Here is an 18,654-nt window from a genome sequence, read left to right as displayed (position 1 = left end):
ACTTTAATAAATTGTCTTTTGTTGTAGCTACTTTATTTGGAAGTTAGTCAAACAAGATGCAGTAGTTAAATAAGAAATATAGCCTCAGTTTGTGCCTATAAAAAGACTTTACAGGCATAGTTTAAGATGTATAAAAAACTAGAAAATCCGCCATACATAAACCACTTAACAGGGAAGCGTCTATGTCTCGAAAATCTAAGCTAGTAAAGGCACTTCAAAAAAGCTTCAGACAAATTAGCAAGAAATTTTTATCTGCAATTAACAAGCAAATTATTTGGCTCCTACGAACTATTTTTGGGATTAGAAGAAGACGCAGCTCAGAGAATGCTGGGTTTTTGTTGCCGACAGTGGCGATGGTAAGTTTGGTAGTCGTGCTGTTAACAACTGCAATTTTATTTCGCTCTTTTGAACGTTCTAAAAACGCTAGTAATGTCCGAGTAAATGAAACTGTACTTCAAGCAGCTACACCTGCATTGGATCGGGCAAAAGCAAAAATTACTGCACTCTTTGCCGACCCAACATTACCACGGGCGGTACCATCTGATGGGACACTTTATAGCACTATGATTAATAAACTAACAACCTATACTTTAGGTGATGAAACTTCTCTAATTGTAGGATATGACCTGGATAAAGATAACAATATTGAAGCACCTAAAGACGGTCTTTTAGAATCAAAAGAAGTTCTGGAAACTGCATGGAAGTTTCCTGTAGATACTGATAATGACGGTAAATTTGATAGTTTTACACTTTACGGTATTTACTTCCGAAACCCTCCTTATGCAAGTAGTGCTCCTCAACGTAAACGCAGTCCTCTTGAAGCAAGAACTGTTCCTTTAGCTGGTAAAGTTTGTGATTCTAGCGGTGACACGAGTGCTAGCTTGATTGGTGGTTCTAGTTGGTATAAAGTCACAACTGGAGAATTGAAAAAAAGCTTTTTTATCTACACTGCAATAGTTCCGATTACAGATATAAGCTCTTTTGACAGTACTATTAAGGATAAATATCAAGCCTACAAAGGTAATCAAGGCTTTTCGGCTATAGAACTGCAACAAGACCGCAAGCAAATACCATTGACGAACAATTCTGTAGTTTATGAAGATGATTTAGATATCACACCTGGGCCTGCGTTCCGTATGAATGGACGTATGTTTACTAACAGTAACTTCTTCACCAGAAAAAACACAGATCCGAATCCGATTAGGTTCTTTCAGGTCAGCAGTATAGAGTCCTGCTATTATGAACGTGAAAACGGCAAAATCATCATTGGTGGTAACGTTGCAACAAATGGCGCTATAACTGATTCTGAGGTAGGGGGAAGCTCCATAGATTTATTCAAAGATAATGCTGTTCCTGCCGTTAAGGCTCTTACATCGCCTGAGAAATCTACTACTAACATACCTAATGAAATTGCTTATAACAGTAGGGCTTACGCAGAACGTATTGATTTGTTAGTAAAAGCACAATTCGCTCGTGATAAAGGTAATGACCCTCAAATTGTAAAAGATAATATTGATAGACGCACCACTAAAGACCCTAGTTTAGACGCAGAGAAAGTAAGAAAACAAGAATTACAAGTTTACTTTCGTCAGCGTACTAGGCGTGTGCCATTTAGAGAAGTTTTTTTGGGTACATCCGGCATTCTTAAAACTGCTCCTAGCACACTGTATGCTACAACTGAAGTCTTACAAGGCAAAGATAATACTGCTAATAAGAGTAATGATGATCTACGACCGTTGGATGTGTGGATGTACCCTACAGATACAAATACTAAGTTAACCTTAAGTACATCACAGTTGACTGCTATTGATCCGGAGACGGTCGATAAGAGTCCTGTGGAAGAAAAAGAATTAGGCGATCGCATCCTTGTAGGCAACAATTTACCAGAACTCCGATGGGATAGCACACTTAAAGAATTCCTTGGTGAAGATGTTCCGCAAGAAATTTCTGGTCAAACGTGGAAAGATAGCACTAAAACCCGTACCCGTACCACCCGCGTTAAACAGTTAGCAGACCTCGGTGCTAGTGGACGTGACGGTTATTGGGAAACATCAGCAGCTAATAGTCGTGCCGATGTACTTGATGTTCTTGGTGGTCTTCGAGTAGTTACAGGTGCTGGGGTGTATAGTCCAGGGGGTTCTAACTTGCCCACACCATCAGCAGCTGCTAATAATACCAATACCCCAGAAAACGAGGATAAAGCACCAGTAGTCTGGTCTGATGCCATGCAAATGGTAGTACCAGACCCTACCGCTCCCCTAGACACTAGCAAACAAACTCGTGGTCATTTGGTAATGCGTGCTACGGCGGTTTATCACTACAACAAAGACCCCTACGACCCGTTGAAAGACGATAATTACCAAGAACCGATCGCCTGTGTCAGTAGCTACTATAACCCCACAAATTTAGCTACAGCCACAACAGACGGTTACGACCCCAGTGACCCAACCAAGGCAGACAAATCTAATAATGGTTTTAGCTACACAGTTTCTACCACTACATCTGCTAATGTTACTAGAGGACTGACAACAAATAGCGATGGACTATTTACCACAACAGGTACTAAGGATAATGTCGCTACAAAAGCCTTTGATTTGCAAGAACGCTTGAAGTACCAAGCTAATTTGGTATTCCCTAATAGTCAGTTTGTTAACCCCCTCTTGCGTCAGGCATTGAAGAAAGCAACTGACCAACCTCTTACCCTCTCAGAGCAATCAGCGATTGACTCTACTATTTGTGCTTTACAAATTACTGATGGCACTCTCACGCGGGATAACAGCATAGTTCCTGATAAGGCAATTAAAGAAACAGCTTTTCTTGATGCCAGACAAATTAAAGCCATAGATAAAGTTGCGCTATCAGGACAATACGACCTGGAAATTGAACAGCGTCAGCCGCTAGAAATTCGCGCTACCGTTCTTGATTTAAATCTACTCCGTAAAACAGCAATTACTGGTACATGGGCTAACGAATACTTACTACCCAATAGTGGCATTATCTACGCTGCCCGTGATGATGCCCAACCTGATACCAGTGACCCAACCAGTGCTGATGTCAGCGCCAGTGACTATAAACTCGATCCTAACCGTCGTCCTAATGCCATTATGTTGATCAATGGCAGTCAATTGAATCGGGGAACCGGAGGAACCGAAAACGATTATAGACCAGAGGAAAAGGGCTTAATTCTTGCTACAGACTTACCCGCCTACGTCAAAGATGCATTTAATATCCACAGTCAACAAGAATTTACAACCCCTCTTCTAAATTCCGGCTCTGACTGGGACAGCAACTTTTATGCACGTTATGCTACCAATCGCAATCCCAACTTTGCTTGCCGTCCCAAAGACCCTAGACTACCTAAATGTACCGCAGGCGAGACGTGGCGACCAGCATCAGTCCTTGCTGATGCCGTCACTTTATTGTCGTCTAGCTTCAAGGAAGGTTATCGTAATGAGGGCGATTTTGACTTGAGAAATAACCGCACAGATACGAGTGATGCAGTTGATCCGACAAAAAATGTTGTCAGAAAACAACGGCTGAAAAACGGCTTTTGGGACAATAACTTTGTTACTTCTCGGAATTTTACAGATAGCACCTACAAAGAAAGTGGTGCTGCTGCGACTGCGAATAGTTCCTATTTCAATAACTTCGTCACTCCTATTCAGCGCCGCGTCAGCTTTCCAGAGTACGTCATGGAAATGTGCTTTAACTTAAATGTTGCTGAATGCACTGATTGGTATGTTGGTTACGATCTTAATGGTGATGGCACAATAACTGATAGTGAGAGTAAAGTCAAATCAGCTGACCTACCTGCCGATGCAGATGCCACTAAACTTGTGGCAGGTACGACCTCGACGAATAACCCTCCAAAGGCAGGGTATGAGAAATTCCCTCGTCGAGTTGCCTTCAAGCGAGATAAAACTAGTGGGGAATTGCTTGATGTAATCGGTGATCCAATTTTTAAGCCTAGCCTTTCTGCCTCTCCTGTTGCCTTGGGAATTGTATCAAGTAAAGTTGACGCTTCCGGTGCTGTACCTACTAGCACAAGTAATGCTCTATGGTTTACAACAGTTGTAGCTAGTGACACAGCCAATCCACCAGCATCGGATTCAAAATTCTACAACAATACAACTCGCCTATTCTACAGTTTTCCATCAGGTGCAGACGGAACTTCCCAACCACTTTTAGAGCCAATTCTACAAATCAACGTCCCAAAAAAATCGCCCGACTCCACCAGTGATTACGGCAGTATAACTGACCTGAATTCAGTAGATAATCGCGTCAAAAACACTAGTTGGTTACCTAAAGCTGTGGAAACTACATTTAACTTAGTGATTGCGGCTGGTGATACTCCGTCGCGTGTGGGTAATTCCTCCACTATTAATTTTTTCGAGACTAATGGAGGTTTCCATAACTTTCCACGCTTTTTAGAAAACTGGGATAGTATTGCTTCCAAGATCACAGGTTCATTTATCCAGTTCAAACGTAGTGCTTACGCCACAGCTCCCTACCAAGCCCTAATTAAAATAGGGGCAGGCGGTAACCACGAAGCCCGTAGTCTGTTTTCTGAGCGTAATAATTTCTACTACCACTCAGATAGTACCTTTCCTCAAGGGGGAGCGCCTTACTATATGCCTCCTCTACGTAACTGGGGTTTTGATGTAGCACTTTTATCACAAAACCCAGATTTGTTTGCTCAACGTTTCGTAACTCCCTCCACCGATGCACCAGATAATTACTACCGAGAAGTTTCGCGGGATGATCGTTGGGTGCAAGCCTTACTATGTTCAACCCAAGAAACAACAAACAAGGATGGATTTGGTTCTGGATTTGACATCAAAATCGAAGATACTGTTGCTAATACTACTACCACTAAGAGTACTAACTATGCGTTACCAGCAACTCAGCGTCCTACTACCTGTCCAGTAGTGCCAGATTAAGCTTCGTAACCTTTTTTCGCCCTGGCATTCCGTCAGGGCTGTATAAATCAAGTTCGGTTAATGCCTACAAAACACCGTAGGTAATCAACTAGACACAACATAAGTCAAAGCCACTCACACAAATTGAGTAAAAAAGAGTTAATCAACCTAATTAAGTTTAAGCGTCGATTGGAATCACCAATTTTGATAAATTAACCATGAAACTGCACCAATTACCAAAATTATTTACTCAAGGTTTATGCAGTAAAAACCTGAACTTTCGATTTATTCCAGTCCACCTTAAAAAAGCGAGAAACTCAAAAGTCCACTTTTTAATGGAATTGGAAAATCTCTTGTGCGTAAGTTATAATACTCAGTCAAGCGAGTCTGGTTTTACAATCATTGAATCGCTGGTAGCAATACTTCTAGTCACTATTTTGCTAACTGCGATCGCACCTGTCTTAGTCATATCAACAGGAACTCGTGTCCAAGCTAGACGGGTAGAATTGGCAACAGAAGCGGCTAAAGCCTTCATTGATGCTATTAAATCTAAAACAATCTCAGATCCGGCAATCACCGTTACATTAGCTCCTAGTACAACTAGAAATGTATCCAGTTCAACCAGTGACTATTTAGTGAGTACTGAGAAAGCTCCCACAACCGCAACCAAGAATACTTTGTATTGCTTTAACAAAAATGGCAGCCTTGCTAATCCTAGCTGTACTAGCGATCTATTTTACATTCAGGCTATTCGCGTTGCTGTCACAAGCGACGCTGATAAAGGTCAAAGCTATCGTTTGGGAGTTCGGGTATATCGTTCAGATGCTGAATTTGGTAGTTTAACTGCCGGTAGGGATGGAAAAAAAGCAGCAACATTTAGTGGGGGATTAGGCGATCGCAAAGCACCATTGGTAGAAATAACAACTGAAATTGTCAGGGGTCAACCCTCCTATAGCGCTTTGTGCGATCGCCTTGGTGGTTGTCAATAATTAACCCAGCAAACATAAATAATTTCATGACTCAGTATCCGTCACTAAGGAGAAATTTTGGCAAAATGAATATACTGAGGTGGCTGTTAAGTACTCAGCTAAAACCTTCTCAGAAGCAAAACAAAAATAGTGGCTTCACTCTCATTGAACTGCTCGTGGCTATGATCCTCGCATTCCTAGTAATTACGCCGTTGCTAGGTTTTATGATCAGCGTTTTAAACACTGATGGACAGGAACAAGCCAAAGCCAACTCTGAGCAAGAAATTAAAGCAGCCCTCGACTATATTACTCGCGATCTCCAACAAGCACTATATATATACGATGATGTAGGTATCGCAGCGATCAATTCTCAAATTCGTCCGGTAACAGATGGGGTTCCAATTCTAGTATTTTGGAAGCGAGAATTTACCAAAGACGCTGTTGAGACTAAAAATGCTGCCAACGTAGTTCAATTTAAAGACGATTCATTTGTATACTCATTGGTAGCTTACTATTTAATTAAAGACACTAATTTTAACAATAATAACTGGTCTCAAGCTGCCCGCATCGCCAGATGGCAAATTAAAGATGGTGTGGCAAATACTAGTGGTAAAACTGATTGTCCTGGATTTACTACCGAAAAATATAGCCTATGTCCAGATAAAGGTTTTAAAGCTTTTGATTTGTCAAAAAAAGGCAAAACATTAGAGCAAAAAATGAATAGTTGGACAAATAGTTTGGCAGGGGACACTTACAATCAAGTTCCCGTGGTTCTGGTTGATTTTATAGATCAAACAGAAATAACACAGGAAACCCCAACAGCGACAGCAGCAGTAACTTGCTCTACTGGCTTTAGACAAGTTCCAGCAGCAGCAAACCTTGTTAGAAGAGGCTTTTATGCTTGTGTAGATTCATCTGACGGAAATAATAGAAGTGCTGCTGAAGTTTATTTAAGAGGTAATGCACAAGCTCGCCTAATACAAAATGATGAAAGCAAAATACGTTATGCCGACAACAAATCTAGTTATTTCCCGAGTGGAAACATTAAGGTGCAAGGAAGCAGCTTCATCTTTAGCAAATAGCTTTTATCTTGGACAAAGATTACTAAAAACAGGGTACTATGCAGAATATTCCTAGTTTAAGACTATTAGATTATTTCGAGTTGCACAGCCGAAAAACAAAACTAAAGCAGCAATATTTAGGAAATAGACCCTATAGCGATTGCTACAATCAACAAGATGCCGGATTTAGCCTGATAGAATTAGTAGTCATAGTCCTCATGATTGGAGTTCTAGCAGCGATCGCAACTCCTAGTTGGTTTGCCTTTGTAAATCGACAGAAGGTAAATAAGGCTAACGACGCCGTTTTAGCCGCACTGCAAGAAGGACAGCGCGAAGCTAAAAACGAAAAACTTAGCTACAGTGTAAGTTTTCAGAAAAATACCACAACCCAAAATGTAGAGGTTGCTATTTATCGTACTAATCCTGGAATCCCTACATGGAAACCTTTAGGGGCGGATGTAGGCGTTAGCTCTGATAAATTACTGCTAGGTGCAAATCTCAGTGGTGAAAACGCTGCCAATTCTACTACTAATTCTCCTGTATCCTACCCTCCCCCAAGTACGCCAACAAAAATTACCTTTGACTATATGGGAGCTTTGACTTTACCAACTCCAGACTTTGGAACAGTACCAGCAGGTACAGAGCCACCTGGGTTAAAAATAGTGGTAGCAGTACCAAGCTCTACAAATTCTACATTGGCTAGTAGCATAAAACGATGCGTCATTGTGAAAACTCTCTTAGGCTCAATGCTCACAGCAAAAGACGATAAATGCACTTAAGCCATTTATGTAGTAATATTTATTCAAATATACGTATTCGCACTGTACATAAAACTGCACGTTGATCGCAAAATTAAAACATCAGGTGCAGTTTTAATGTTTGATAGATTTATTTAAGAGTCGCTGATAAATTAGCCATTGGCTGAACATACATATAAAAAGCGTCCTAATCCAAATATTCCTTTTGTCAAATGACTGAGAACCTTGACTTTACTGTAGCTATCCCAACTTATAACGGTGAAAGTCGTTTGCCTGAAGTATTAGAACGGCTACAAAACCAACTTCACACCGAAAATTTATCTTGGGAAATTATAGTTGTAGACAATAACAGCACTGATAACACAGCTAAAGTTGTTCAAACCTATCAACAAAATTGGCGGTGTCCTTACCCTTTAAAGTATTGCTTTGAAGCACAACAGGGGGCAGCTTATGCCCGAAAAAGGGCAGTTGCAGAAGCTAAAGGTAGATTCATAGGTTTTTTAGATGATGACAACTACCCAGTATCAAATTGGGTATCCGCAGCTTATGGTTTCGGTGAAAAATATCCTAATGCGGGAGCTTATGGTAGCCAAATTCATCCTGACTGGGAAGTAGAACCACCAGAAAACTTTCAGCGAATTGCTCCATTTTTGGCAATTACAGAGCGAGGTAATTTACCGCTATTATATGAAGCAGCTAAAAAACTACTACCCCCATCTGCCGGACTTGTTGTCCGTAGACAAGCCTGGTTAGAAAGTGTACCAGATAAGCCTATTTTAACTGGTAGAGCTAAAGGCAATATGCTTACCAGTGAAGACTTAGAAATGTTATCTTACATCCAAAAATCAGGATGGGAAATTTGGTATAACCCAGAGATGGAAATTTCTCACAAAATACCAAATTTTCGCTTACAAAAAGACTATTTAATTCCCTTTTTTCGAGGCATTGGACTTAGCCGTTATGTAACTAGAATGGTGAATGTCAAACATGTATATAAACCAGTTGCTCTTTTAGCTTATATGATAAATGACCTGCGTAAAATTGCTTTACACCTACTCAAATACCGGACTAGATTGAAAACTGATTTAGTTGCTGCTTGTGAAATGCAACTATTTTTAAGCAGTTTAATTAGTCCTTTTTATCTTTGGAAGAATGGTTATTTAACTAAAAAATATAATTAAAATAATAAGATGGATAAATATGAACTTAAGAATTTAGATTTCACTGTAGCTATTCCTACATACAATGGAGTAAATCGGTTACCAAAAGTTATGGATTTGCTACTCAAGCAGACGGGAGTAGCAAATTTGAATTGGGAAATTATTATTATTGATAATAATAGTAAAGATGATACAAATAAAGTAAGTGAGTCTTATAAAAAATTTTCTAATCAAAACTTTTCATTGAGGTACTTTTTAGAGAAACAACAGGGAATAGCATTCGCAAGAATGCGGGCTATAAATGAAGCTAGAGGCGAGTTTATTGCATTCATAGATGATGATAATTTTCCAGCAAATGATTGGGTTTTACAGTCTTATATTTTTGGCAAAGAGCATCCTCAAGCTGGTGCCTGGAGTGGTCAAATCCACGGTGATTTTGAAGTAAGCCCTCCAGAAGATTTTACAAGAATCCAAGCCTTTCTAGCCATTAGGGAACACGGACTACAACCATATTTATTTGATGCAGATAATTTAAGACTTCCTCCTGGTGCTGCGCTAGTTGTCCGTAAGCAAGCTTGGTGTGAAAGTGTTCCTAAAGAATTAGTTTTTAAGGGGAGACTGAGTAAATTGATGGTGAGCGGAGATGATACAGAAGCTCTCTTATACTTACACAAAGCAGGTTGGGAAATTTGGTACAATCCTGCAATGCATATTAATCATCAAATTCCACATTGGCGGCTAGAAAAAGACTACTTACTAGTACTAGCACGTGGCTGTGGTCTATGTATTTTCCAGTTGCGCTTGATCAATGCTAAAAATTGGCAAAAACCAATACTCTTAGTTAAAACTATCTTGGGAAATTTGCGCCGACTATTACAACATATTATTAAGTATCGAGGTCAATCCAGAAGTAATTTAATTGCACTTTTTGAAATTAATTTTTACTGGGCTAGTATGATCAGTCCTTTTTATTCTTTAAAGTGGAAGTTAGACAAAATTTTAGAAAATAAAAATAAATATGCAAAATGATTAACTCAACTTTAAATACAATATTTATTTCTGTAATTATACCAGCTTACAATAGCGAAAAAACTATTAAAGAAACAATTCAATCTGTCTTAAAGCAAACTTTTACTAATTTTGAGTTAATTATAATAAATGATGGTTCACGAGACTCAACAATAGAAGTTATTGCAGAAATTAAAGACTCACGAATAAAAGTATTTTCTTACCCTAATGCTGGCGGGAACGTTAGTCGTAACCGAGGGCTACACCTTGCAGTTGGAGAATTTGTTAGTTTCTTAGATGCAGATGATCTTTGGACACCTGATAAACTTCAGTCTCAGTTAAAGATTCTGCAAGAAAACGTTACTGCGAAAGTTGCTTACAGTTGGACTGATTATATTGATGCAAATGGTGAATTTATACTTTCAGGCAAGCGGATTAATCTAAATGGAAATGTTTATGAAAATTTGTTACTAAATAACTTTCTAGAGAATGGTTCCAATCCTTTAATTTGTAGAAAAGCTTTAATTAAATTAGGTGGCTTTGATGAATCTTTAAGTGCGGCTCAGGATTGGGATATGTGGCTGCGATTAGCTTCTAAGTTTGATTTTATATGTGTGCCATCTGTACAAATCTTATATCGCATAAGTGCTAATTCCGTTTCTTCCAATCTTGTCAGACAGGAAAAATCCTGCCTGCAAGTGCTAGAGAGAGCGTACAAGCAAAGACGCTCTCTAGGAGATGCTAGGCGAACCACACTAAAGCATAGTTGGAATATAAGCCTAGCAAATTTATACAAATACTTGGTCTGCAAAGCGCTACAAAAGCCGTTTAATAAAAAAAAAGGTCTAGCAGCTGCTATATTTTTGTGGAAGTATTTTATTCATGACCCTTCAAGACTTCAGAATATAAATTTCACTTTAAAACTGTCACTAAAAATTGTCATAATTCTTATACTGCCTACCTTGCTGGACAATATTACTAACCAGCGCGAAATAAGAAGGCAAGAAGCTGAAACATTGCTCAACGGCTGGGTAGTTGAAAAGCGATCAAAAGACAAAAATGGATATCCGGGCGCATTTACCCTCTCTAGTTAATTCAAAAAATCTCTTGAATAAGGACTCCAGTAGTGGTTTTACACTATTAGAAACTTTAGTAGTTGTTTCATTAATTGGTATATTAGCCACGCTGGCAATACCTAACTGGCTGGCTTTTGTGCAGACTCGCCACCTCAACACTGCCCAAAACGAGGTTTATTATGCTATGCGCCAAGCCCAAAGCCAAGCTAGTAAGGAAAAATTGACTTGGCAAGCCAGCTTTCGTGAGCAAAACGGCATTATTCAATGGGCGGTTCATCCTGCTACAGTAAACCCATCTGATGCTAACTGGAATAACTTAGATACCAATGTGCGCTTTGATTCTGAGACAAACTTCCAACCATCACTCAGTACTGTACAAGAAGTTAGATTTGACTACAGAGGTAACGCTAAAGATTTAGGACGGATAGCGCTATCGAGTAAGTCTGGCGGTAAAACTAAGCGTTGCGTGATTGTTTCTACGATTTTAGGAGCAATGCGAATGGGCAAAGATAATGCTACAGCCAAAGACAATAAGTATTGCTATTAAGATATTCTTAGTTTATTCAAATAAGGTATTGTGTGCTGAACTTACCAGCAAGCTCAAAACAGCACCTGATTATTTTTACTCGCTATCCAGAACCAGGGAAGACTAAAACCAGACTGATACCTGCTTTGGGAACAGTTGGTGCTGCCAATCTTCAACGGGAAATGACTGAACATACAATATTTCAAGTTCAAGAATTGCAAAAAGCCATTGACATATCTGTGGAAGTCAGATTTGCAGGTGGGGATTCGCAACTTATGCAAGACTGGCTGGGGTTGGATTTGGTTTACCAGTCTCAAGGTGAAGGGGATTTAGGTTCGCGGATGGCGCGATCGCTTTTCGATGCTTTTCAATCTGATGCCACAAAAGTAATTATCATCGGTACTGATTGTCCTGGAGTCAATGCTCAGATTCTAGAGACAGCCTTTGAGAAGTTACACACCTTTGACCTCGTACTTGGCCCTGCGATCGACGGTGGATATTACTTAATTGGTTTGCGGCAACCCATTTTGGAGTTATTCGTTAACATCGAGTGGGGAACTGCTCAAGTATTCCAGAAAACCGTGGACATTGCCCAGAAACTTAATTTATCATACGTGAACTTGTCGCCTTTAGCTGATGTTGACCGACCGGAGGATCTGCCGATTTGGAAACAAGCCCTTGCAAGGGAGATGGAAAAATAAGTGAGATATAGGGAGATATAACGATTTTTATATGGATACAAAACCCACTAGGGGCGCACATTTGTGCGCCCCTACAAAATTTCTAATTACCACCGATTGAGAACTGTAATAAGGTAAATCAGGTAATTAATGAGTCTTTTCTTACAGCCCTGCATTATGCTCGTATCTTAAAACACCACAAATTTCCTGAAGACACTGCACATAACAAATGTTACTGTGGCCTAGTTGAAAACCAAGAGGCAGAGAGCCTTCAGCAGTAATGCCTCTGCTTTATGTTTCTACACAACAGTTAGAGTCATAGGCACAATATTCAAGTAGCTTGAAATATGAAAATCACTCCTATTCACCGCCAGTTCAAAAAACTATGGTTAACCGTTTTACTTCCGTGAGTACTGCCCTCACACTTAAGGTAGTTGGAATAATTTGCATTTTGTCCTTTTTTGTTGACTTTTTTATTCTATTGTTACCCTTTCAACCGACAGATCGGGTATGGCAAATCAACTTAGCAACAGCGCTAGTTGATCGGGGAATTGTGCCTCTCGTAGGTTTGGGACTGCTGTTTGCTGCCTATTGGATTGATAGTGCTGATGCAGCAGATCGCCCCCAAGGTATCGATTTAAGATTTCCCGCCGTGATCCTCTCAAGTATTTTGGGGTTGATGTTCTTGCTGATTTTTCCCCTGCACCTTAATAACGTCAATCAAGCTAAGACTCAAACACTCAACCGCATCGCTCAAGAAGCAGATCAGGCAGAAACTCAACTGAACAATCGGTTATCGCAATTGCAAGCACAACTGAATACTGAGCAAGGAAAAGCTCAACTAAATCAACTGCGAACCCAAACCAAAACTCAGTTTAGTGAAATTCTCAAAGATGATCAAAGATATAAGCAAGCGCTTGAAAGCTCTCAAATTCCCGCAAATATCAAAGAGTTACTGAAGAAGGCTAAAACAGATCCCCAAGTACTTGACAAAGCTATCGAACAACAAACAGATATTCAGACGCTGCGAACTCAACAACTGAGCCAAGTTCGCCAGCGCAGAGACGAAGCAGAGAAACAAGCTAAAGATACTGCTTGGAAGTCTGGGCTGCGGATTGGTATTAGCAGTTTGCTGTTGTCCATTGGTTACATTATCATCGGCTGGACAGGCTTAAGAGGTAGGGGTGCTGTACAAGGTGGTAAACCTAGAGCTACCGCACGCTAATCCATTATCGGCATGGCAGTAGAACGTATCCAAAAATTCCTGACGGCTGATACTGCCATGCGCCTAGTAGCTAATAACAATAAAAAGGCAATTATCAGTTAGTAAAATCGCTATAAAACTTGGGTAATGTTCTCAATTTACATCCTGACATATAACGAAGAGTTAGATATTGCTGCTTGTATCGAATCGGCGATGCTATCGGATGACATTATTGTTGTCGATTCATGCAGTAGCGATCGCACTGTGGAAATCGCCAGTCGCTATCCCATCCGCGTCATTCAACACGCTTTTGAAAGCCACGGCCGCCAACGCACCTGGATGTTAGAGTCTATCCCCCCGAAGCACGAATGGGTTTATATTCTCGAAGCTGACGAGCGCATGACACCAGAACTGTTCGCGGAATGCGAAAAGGCAAGTCAGAGTCCAGACTACATCGGTTACTACGTGGCTGAACGTGTCATGTTCATGAATCGTTGGATTCGCTACAGCACACAGTATCCCCGTTACCAAATGCGCCTCTTCCGCCACGGTAAGGTCTGGTTTACAGACTATGGTCATACTGAACGGGAAGTTTGTGAGGGTGCAACTAGCTTTTTAAAAGAGACATACCCACACTACACTTGTAGCAAAGGATTGAGCCGCTGGATTGACAAGCATAACCGTTATTCTACAGACGAAGCTCAAGAAACGCTATATCAACTAGAAGAGGGAAAGGTCAACTGGCAAGATTTATTCTTTGGCAAATCGGAAGTCGAAAAACGCCGCGCCCTGAAAGATTTGTCTTTGCGTTTACCCGCCAGACCTCTGCTACGGTTTGTATATATGTATTTTTTCTTAGGCGGTTGCTTAGATGGACGCGCCGGAATTGCTTGGTGTACATTGCAGGCATTCTACGAATATCTGATTTTGCTCAAAGTCTGGGAAATGAAGTATCTACCAAAACCTAATTTAGACGCAACAGCAATTCTGCCACAGGAGAGTACACAACAGTTACAGTGCGCGGATTCTGAAACTACACAGGCTGATGTGGCCTAAAATTTGAAGCAGCGATCGCCTACGATGGACGGGTACGCGATCGCAAAATTTTAGAAGTACGGTAGCACAGATGTGCTATCTACGGCGTGTTACATCTAAACAAAAACTACCATAATAAATTAATATTTTTAACAGAACATTTTCATAAAAGCCTCTCCTCCTCAAATGACCAGATAAAATAATTCCTCTATTTACCCACTCGTACTTTCACAATCATGAGCAGCTTTTGATTGAGCGCGGTAGATTAGTAATACCTAAGGACTTGCAACAATCATTTACAAGTCTTATAAAGAAAAGTGACATCCTCTGAGAATAACCAGTCGGCATTAGATTGGTTAATGTCTATGTGTATGCTTGTAGGAAAATAGCTGATTTCCAGCAACAAGTATGTGTTTTTGCGTCAGCAGCCAAGCTGCTAGCGTTTTGGACAGTTACTTGCGGTAGAAACTGCCTAAAGTTAAAGTCTTCGGAATTTGACAAATCTGCTGGTATGAATACCAATAACATAAGTTCCTCTAGCTTAAAACAGGAGAATCGGGGCTTGGTAATCGAACGCCTAAAACAGGACTTAAAAAACGACCTGATCGCTGGTTTGTTGGTAGTAATTCCCCTAGCAACCACTATCTGGCTAACGATTACCATTGCTACTTGGGTAATCAACTTCCTCACCCAAATTCCCAAACAACTGAATCCCTTTGATGGGTTAAACCCAATTTTAGTAAATTTACTGAATTTATTAGTAGGGTTGGCTGTACCACTACTAAGTATTTTATTGATGGGCTTGATGGCTCGCAATATTGCTGGTCGGTGGTTGTTAGATTTTGGTGAGCGATTATTACAGGCAATTCCTTTAGCGGGACAGGTATACAAAACCCTTAAGCAGCTTTTAGAAACAATACTAAAAGATTCTAATGGCAAGTTTCGCCGTGTAATTTTGGTAGAGTATCCCCGTCGAGGAATTTGGGCGATCGCCTTTGTTACTGGTGCAATCAGTAGTGATATCCAAGCCCAGATGCCTCGCCCCGTGCTAAGTGTTTTTATACCTACTACCCCCAATCCCACTACCGGATGGTACGCAGTAGTTCCTGAAGATGAGGTGGTAAACCTCTCCATGTCGATTGAAGACGCTTTTAAAATAGTTGTATCAGGTGGCATTGTCGCCCCCAATACGCCCTTGGTTTTCCCCAAAGAGTCCACGCTGGAAGTGAAACACAACGAAATCAAGCAGCAGGTTATTCCCGTTGAAGAAATTTAACAAAACAGAATTCAGGAGCGGAGCCGGAGACGCTCCGCCAAGGCGTCAGAATTCAGAATTCAGAATTGAATTGTGTGTGACAGTTCGACCCTTCTCTACGAGACGCTGCGCGAACGACAAAGCTCAGGGCAACGCAAGCTTAGTGACCACTGGCGGATAGCGCAGCATTAGCTAGTACTCGTACTTCTGCAAAGAAGCAAGCTAGCAAGAGCGTCTGAATAAACGGTGAAACACTCGCGCGTAAATGAAAATTTGGTGGTCTACAATTTAGTGGCGGGTCTGAATCCCCCACTTTCTTGTTCTGTATTCTGTATTCTTCTTCAAAATCAATCTGGCATAGTCACAAGCAAATGCGTAATGTTGTTGTTTGACTGTGCAAAAATTGATATTATAGTAAGTTTGTCCCGTCTAGTTAATCAGTTCTCGCCCAATCACCCCTCGTTTTATGCAACCTCGTAAACCCCAGCAAATTGCTCGTGAATTGGCGCTTTTAAGCCTTAGCCAATTGCCAGTCAACCCAAAGAAATTAGATAAATTGGAAGACGATCAACTAGTATCCAAGTTGGTGCTAGGAGCAGTACGCACTCTGACCTCAGAAGTGCAAGATACCCTCGATAATGCCGCAGGTGAACTGCAACGCAGTAACGATCGCCTTTTAAGTAGCCAAACTCGGGCCTCCGACCTCAATAGTGCCAGAACAATGCTGCAAGAAGCGATCGCCTGCACCCAGACAGCAATCAATCAGTTGGGTACGGCAGTTGATTTCCCAGTATTGATTCAGTTAGCTAATCAGGATAAGGGAGTACGGAATTACGCTAAAGAGCTTGTGATTACCGTCAACGAAAATCGACAGATTATAGATGAACTCCTTTCTACTGCCTTAGTAGATTGGCAAGTAACTCGCCTCGCTCAAATTGACCGCGATATCTTGCAAATCGCTGTGGCTGAAATGAAGTTCTTAGGAGTTCCAGACAGTATAGCCATCAACGAAGCTGTAGAGCTAGCCAAACGCTACAGTGGAGACGATGGTCATCGGTTTATTAACGGTGTTTTGCGCCGAGTAACTGAGCAGAAAAAACAGCATAGCCTTTTTTACTTGCCAAAGTGAGGGGGATGAGGGGGATGAGGGGGATGAGGGAGATGAGGGAGCAGGGGGAGACAAGGGAGTGAGGGAGTGAGGGAGTGAGGGACAAGAATTAATAACCAATGCCCAATGCCCAATGCCCAATTCCCAATGCCCCAAGTTAAATTAAACTCATAACTTATAACTTATAACTCATATAACTAATACTGCTGCAATGGTTTTTAATTGGTTCCGTCGTAAATATAACGATTCCTCTGACACTCCCTCTGATAAGAAACAGGAAGAAACTCCTCCTGCACAAGAACCTCAGCCAGAGCCAGCCGAAACGTCAACACCAACTCCTGAAACTGCACCAGACACAACGACAGACTTGTTAGCGTTTGCTAAAGCTGCTTACAAAAATATTCAGCAAAAACAACAAGCCGAGGTAGTAGAAACCCCGGCTGATTCAGCAGATGCCTCACCAGCATTAGCACAACCTGAAACCGCAGAAACGGCAATTGGGGAAATTACCGAACCAGAAGCAATTGAGGAACCTGTTAGTACAACCGTAGAAACAGCACAGCCAGAAGTTATCCAAGTTGCTACTGAGGAAGAAAGCACAGAAGATTCCTCAGTGGCAGCAATTGCTGATCAACATGTCTCCAGCCCAGAACTCACGGCAAATGAAGCTGAACCAACGCCCACCGAACCAGTAGCTACGCCAGAGGCAACACAGCCAACAGCACTATCCTTCTTAGAACGGGCGGCGGCAGAACGGCAAGCCAAGCTGGAACAACTAATGGCCACCGCCATTGAAGTTCCAGAACCAGAGGTAGTACAGTCAGTAGCTGCAACTTCAGAGACAGGAGAGGAAATTCCTGGACTGGTATTTGATGATGGGTTTGTCTGGTCGGCGAAAGTTTTAGCAGCTCAAGGTAGAAGTCCAGAAGACGTTTCTATTGAAGAAATTACCTGGCTGAAAAAGCTCCGGCAAGGGTTAGATAAAACTCGTCGTAGCATTCTTAACCAACTGAAGGCGATCGTTGGTCAAGGGCCGCTAAACCAAGCTGCTGTGACAGAAATTGAGGCATTGCTCCTACAAGCTGATGTGGGTGTAGAAGCAACAGACTTTATTATCAATGCCCTACAGACAAAACTTCGAGAAGAAGTTACTGCACCTGAAGAAGCGATCGCTTATCTGAAAAAAATCCTCCGAGATATGCTGGATGCACCAAGCATTGCATCCCACAAAACTATCTTTACCCCAGAAAAAGAAACCTTGAATATTTGGTTAATCACTGGGGTAAATGGTGCCGGTAAAACCACCACCATCGGTAAAATTGCCCATCTCGGACAAAAATCTGGTTATAAATGCTTGATTGGAGCAGCAGACACCTTCCGAGCCGCCGCCGTGGAACAGGTGAAGGTTTGGGGTAGTAGAAGCGGTGTGGAAGTAATTTCCAATCCGGGAAAGAATACAGATCCGGCGGCAGTTGTATTTGATGCGATCGCAGCCGCCCAAGCGCGTCAAACCGAATTACTTCTGGTAGATACAGCTGGGCGACTGCAAAATAAGAAAAATTTAATGGACGAACTCAGCAAAATCCGGCGAATTATCGACAAAAAAGCCCCAAATGCCAAAGTAGAATCTCTTTTGGTTCTAGATGCCACTTTAGGGCAAAATGGACTGCGGCAAGCCGAAGTTTTCTCCCAAGCTGCCCAATTAAGTGGCGTTGTCTTAACTAAGCTTGATGGTACAGCCAAAGGCGGCGTTGCCCTTGCCGTTGTGCAACAGCTAGGTTTACCCATTCGCTTTATTGGTGCTGGCGAAGGAATTGAAGACCTGCGCCCCTTTTCTAGCTATGAGTTTGTCGAAGCTCTCTTAAGTGGCTAACTGAAAAATTTGGAGTTAAATAT

General features: G+C 41.3%; 14 protein-coding genes. All 14 read left to right on the top strand.

Going from position 1 to position 18,654, the window contains the following annotated elements:
• Positions 1–182: 182 nt before the first annotated feature.
• The 14 genes from hpsA to ftsY all read left to right on the top strand — a co-directional run bounded on the left by hpsA (position 183) and on the right by ftsY (position 18,631).
• Positions 183–4,940 carry a hormogonium polysaccharide biosynthesis protein HpsA gene (gene hpsA / locus LC586_RS23990; RefSeq protein ID WP_229487164.1) on the top strand — a complete coding sequence of 1,586 codons (4,758 nt, stop codon included), beginning with the start codon at positions 183–185 and terminating at the stop codon, positions 4,938–4,940.
• Positions 4,941–5,137: 197 nt separating this feature from the next.
• Positions 5,138–5,908: a hormogonium polysaccharide secretion pseudopilin HpsB gene (gene hpsB / locus LC586_RS23985; protein ID WP_229487163.1), complete on the top strand. Its 771-nt coding sequence runs from the start codon at positions 5,138–5,140 to the stop codon at positions 5,906–5,908.
• A 65-nt stretch (positions 5,909–5,973) separates the two neighbouring features.
• The gene (gene hpsC / locus LC586_RS23980) at positions 5,974–6,969 is read left to right on the top strand and encodes a hormogonium polysaccharide secretion pseudopilin HpsC (protein ID WP_229487162.1); all 996 of its coding nucleotides are present in this window, start codon (positions 5,974–5,976) and stop codon (positions 6,967–6,969) included.
• 38 nt (positions 6,970–7,007) lie between these two features.
• Positions 7,008–7,727, top strand: a complete 720-nt coding sequence (locus LC586_RS23975; RefSeq protein ID WP_229487161.1) for a prepilin-type N-terminal cleavage/methylation domain-containing protein — start codon at positions 7,008–7,010, stop codon at positions 7,725–7,727.
• A gap of 191 nt (positions 7,728–7,918) precedes the next feature.
• Complete coding sequence (gene hpsE, locus LC586_RS23970) at positions 7,919–8,887, top strand: hormogonium polysaccharide biosynthesis glycosyltransferase HpsE (RefSeq protein ID WP_229487160.1); 969 nt, start codon at positions 7,919–7,921, stop codon at positions 8,885–8,887.
• Positions 8,888–8,896: 9 nt separating this feature from the next.
• Positions 8,897–9,895: a hormogonium polysaccharide biosynthesis glycosyltransferase HpsE gene (gene hpsE, locus LC586_RS23965; protein ID WP_229487159.1), complete on the top strand. Its 999-nt coding sequence runs from the start codon at positions 8,897–8,899 to the stop codon at positions 9,893–9,895.
• On the top strand, positions 9,892–10,968 hold the full coding sequence (locus LC586_RS23960) for a glycosyltransferase (protein ID WP_229487158.1): 1,077 nt from the start codon (positions 9,892–9,894) through the stop codon (positions 10,966–10,968). Before hpsE (LC586_RS23965) ends, LC586_RS23960 begins: the two co-directional genes overlap by 4 nt.
• Entirely contained in the window at positions 10,934–11,497 is a 564-nt protein-coding gene (locus LC586_RS23955) for a pilus assembly FimT family protein (RefSeq protein WP_229487157.1), read from the top strand. Before LC586_RS23960 ends, LC586_RS23955 begins: the two co-directional genes overlap by 35 nt.
• A gap of 32 nt (positions 11,498–11,529) precedes the next feature.
• Positions 11,530–12,177, top strand: coding sequence for a TIGR04282 family arsenosugar biosynthesis glycosyltransferase (locus LC586_RS23950; RefSeq protein WP_229487156.1), 648 nt, complete (start codon positions 11,530–11,532; stop codon positions 12,175–12,177).
• Positions 12,178–12,541: 364 nt separating this feature from the next.
• Positions 12,542–13,381 (top strand): hormogonium polysaccharide biosynthesis protein HpsJ, encoded by an 840-nt coding sequence (gene hpsJ-B / locus LC586_RS23945; protein ID WP_229487155.1) that lies wholly within the window; start codon positions 12,542–12,544, stop codon positions 13,379–13,381.
• A gap of 126 nt (positions 13,382–13,507) precedes the next feature.
• On the top strand, positions 13,508–14,416 hold the full coding sequence (locus tag LC586_RS23940; protein WP_229487154.1) for a glycosyltransferase family 2 protein: 909 nt from the start codon (positions 13,508–13,510) through the stop codon (positions 14,414–14,416).
• Between the two features lie 490 nt (positions 14,417–14,906).
• A complete protein-coding gene (locus LC586_RS23935; RefSeq protein ID WP_229487153.1) occupies positions 14,907–15,671 on the top strand; it encodes a DUF502 domain-containing protein in 765 nt (254 codons plus the stop codon).
• 445 nt (positions 15,672–16,116) lie between these two features.
• A complete protein-coding gene (gene nusB / locus LC586_RS23930) occupies positions 16,117–16,779 on the top strand; it encodes a transcription antitermination factor NusB (RefSeq protein ID WP_229487152.1) in 663 nt (220 codons plus the stop codon).
• Between the two features lie 190 nt (positions 16,780–16,969).
• Positions 16,970–18,631 (top strand): signal recognition particle-docking protein FtsY, encoded by a 1,662-nt coding sequence (gene ftsY, locus LC586_RS23925; protein ID WP_229487151.1) that lies wholly within the window; start codon positions 16,970–16,972, stop codon positions 18,629–18,631.
• The last annotated feature ends 23 nt before the right edge of the window (positions 18,632–18,654 follow it).

It is taken from the genome of Nostoc favosum CHAB5714 (genome assembly GCF_020829495.1).
Taxonomy (GTDB): domain Bacteria; phylum Cyanobacteriota; class Cyanobacteriia; order Cyanobacteriales; family Nostocaceae; genus Nostoc; species Nostoc favosum.
The sequence above is the reverse complement of the archived record's forward strand: the minus strand, read 5'-3'. Positions and strand labels throughout refer to the sequence as shown.

Bases quoted from the DNA above. Each gene is read 5' to 3' on its own strand.
- hpsA (WP_229487164.1), top strand. From the start codon at position 183: ATGTCTCGAAAATCTAAGCTAGTAAAGGCACTTCAAAAAAGCTTCAGA.
- hpsB (WP_229487163.1), top strand. From the start codon at position 5,138: ATGAAACTGCACCAATTACCAAAATTATTTACTCAAGGTTTATGCAGT.
- hpsC (WP_229487162.1), top strand. From the start codon at position 5,974: ATGAATATACTGAGGTGGCTGTTAAGTACTCAGCTAAAACCTTCTCAG.
- LC586_RS23975 (WP_229487161.1), top strand. From the start codon at position 7,008: ATGCAGAATATTCCTAGTTTAAGACTATTAGATTATTTCGAGTTGCAC.
- hpsE (WP_229487160.1), top strand. From the start codon at position 7,919: ATGACTGAGAACCTTGACTTTACTGTAGCTATCCCAACTTATAACGGT.
- hpsE (WP_229487159.1), top strand. From the start codon at position 8,897: ATGGATAAATATGAACTTAAGAATTTAGATTTCACTGTAGCTATTCCT.
- LC586_RS23960 (WP_229487158.1), top strand. From the start codon at position 9,892: ATGATTAACTCAACTTTAAATACAATATTTATTTCTGTAATTATACCA.
- LC586_RS23955 (WP_229487157.1), top strand. From the start codon at position 10,934: ATGGATATCCGGGCGCATTTACCCTCTCTAGTTAATTCAAAAAATCTC.
- hpsJ-B (WP_229487155.1), top strand. From the start codon at position 12,542: ATGGTTAACCGTTTTACTTCCGTGAGTACTGCCCTCACACTTAAGGTA.
- LC586_RS23940 (WP_229487154.1), top strand. From the start codon at position 13,508: ATGTTCTCAATTTACATCCTGACATATAACGAAGAGTTAGATATTGCT.
- LC586_RS23935 (WP_229487153.1), top strand. From the start codon at position 14,907: ATGAATACCAATAACATAAGTTCCTCTAGCTTAAAACAGGAGAATCGG.
- nusB (WP_229487152.1), top strand. From the start codon at position 16,117: ATGCAACCTCGTAAACCCCAGCAAATTGCTCGTGAATTGGCGCTTTTA.
- ftsY (WP_229487151.1), top strand. From the start codon at position 16,970: ATGGTTTTTAATTGGTTCCGTCGTAAATATAACGATTCCTCTGACACT.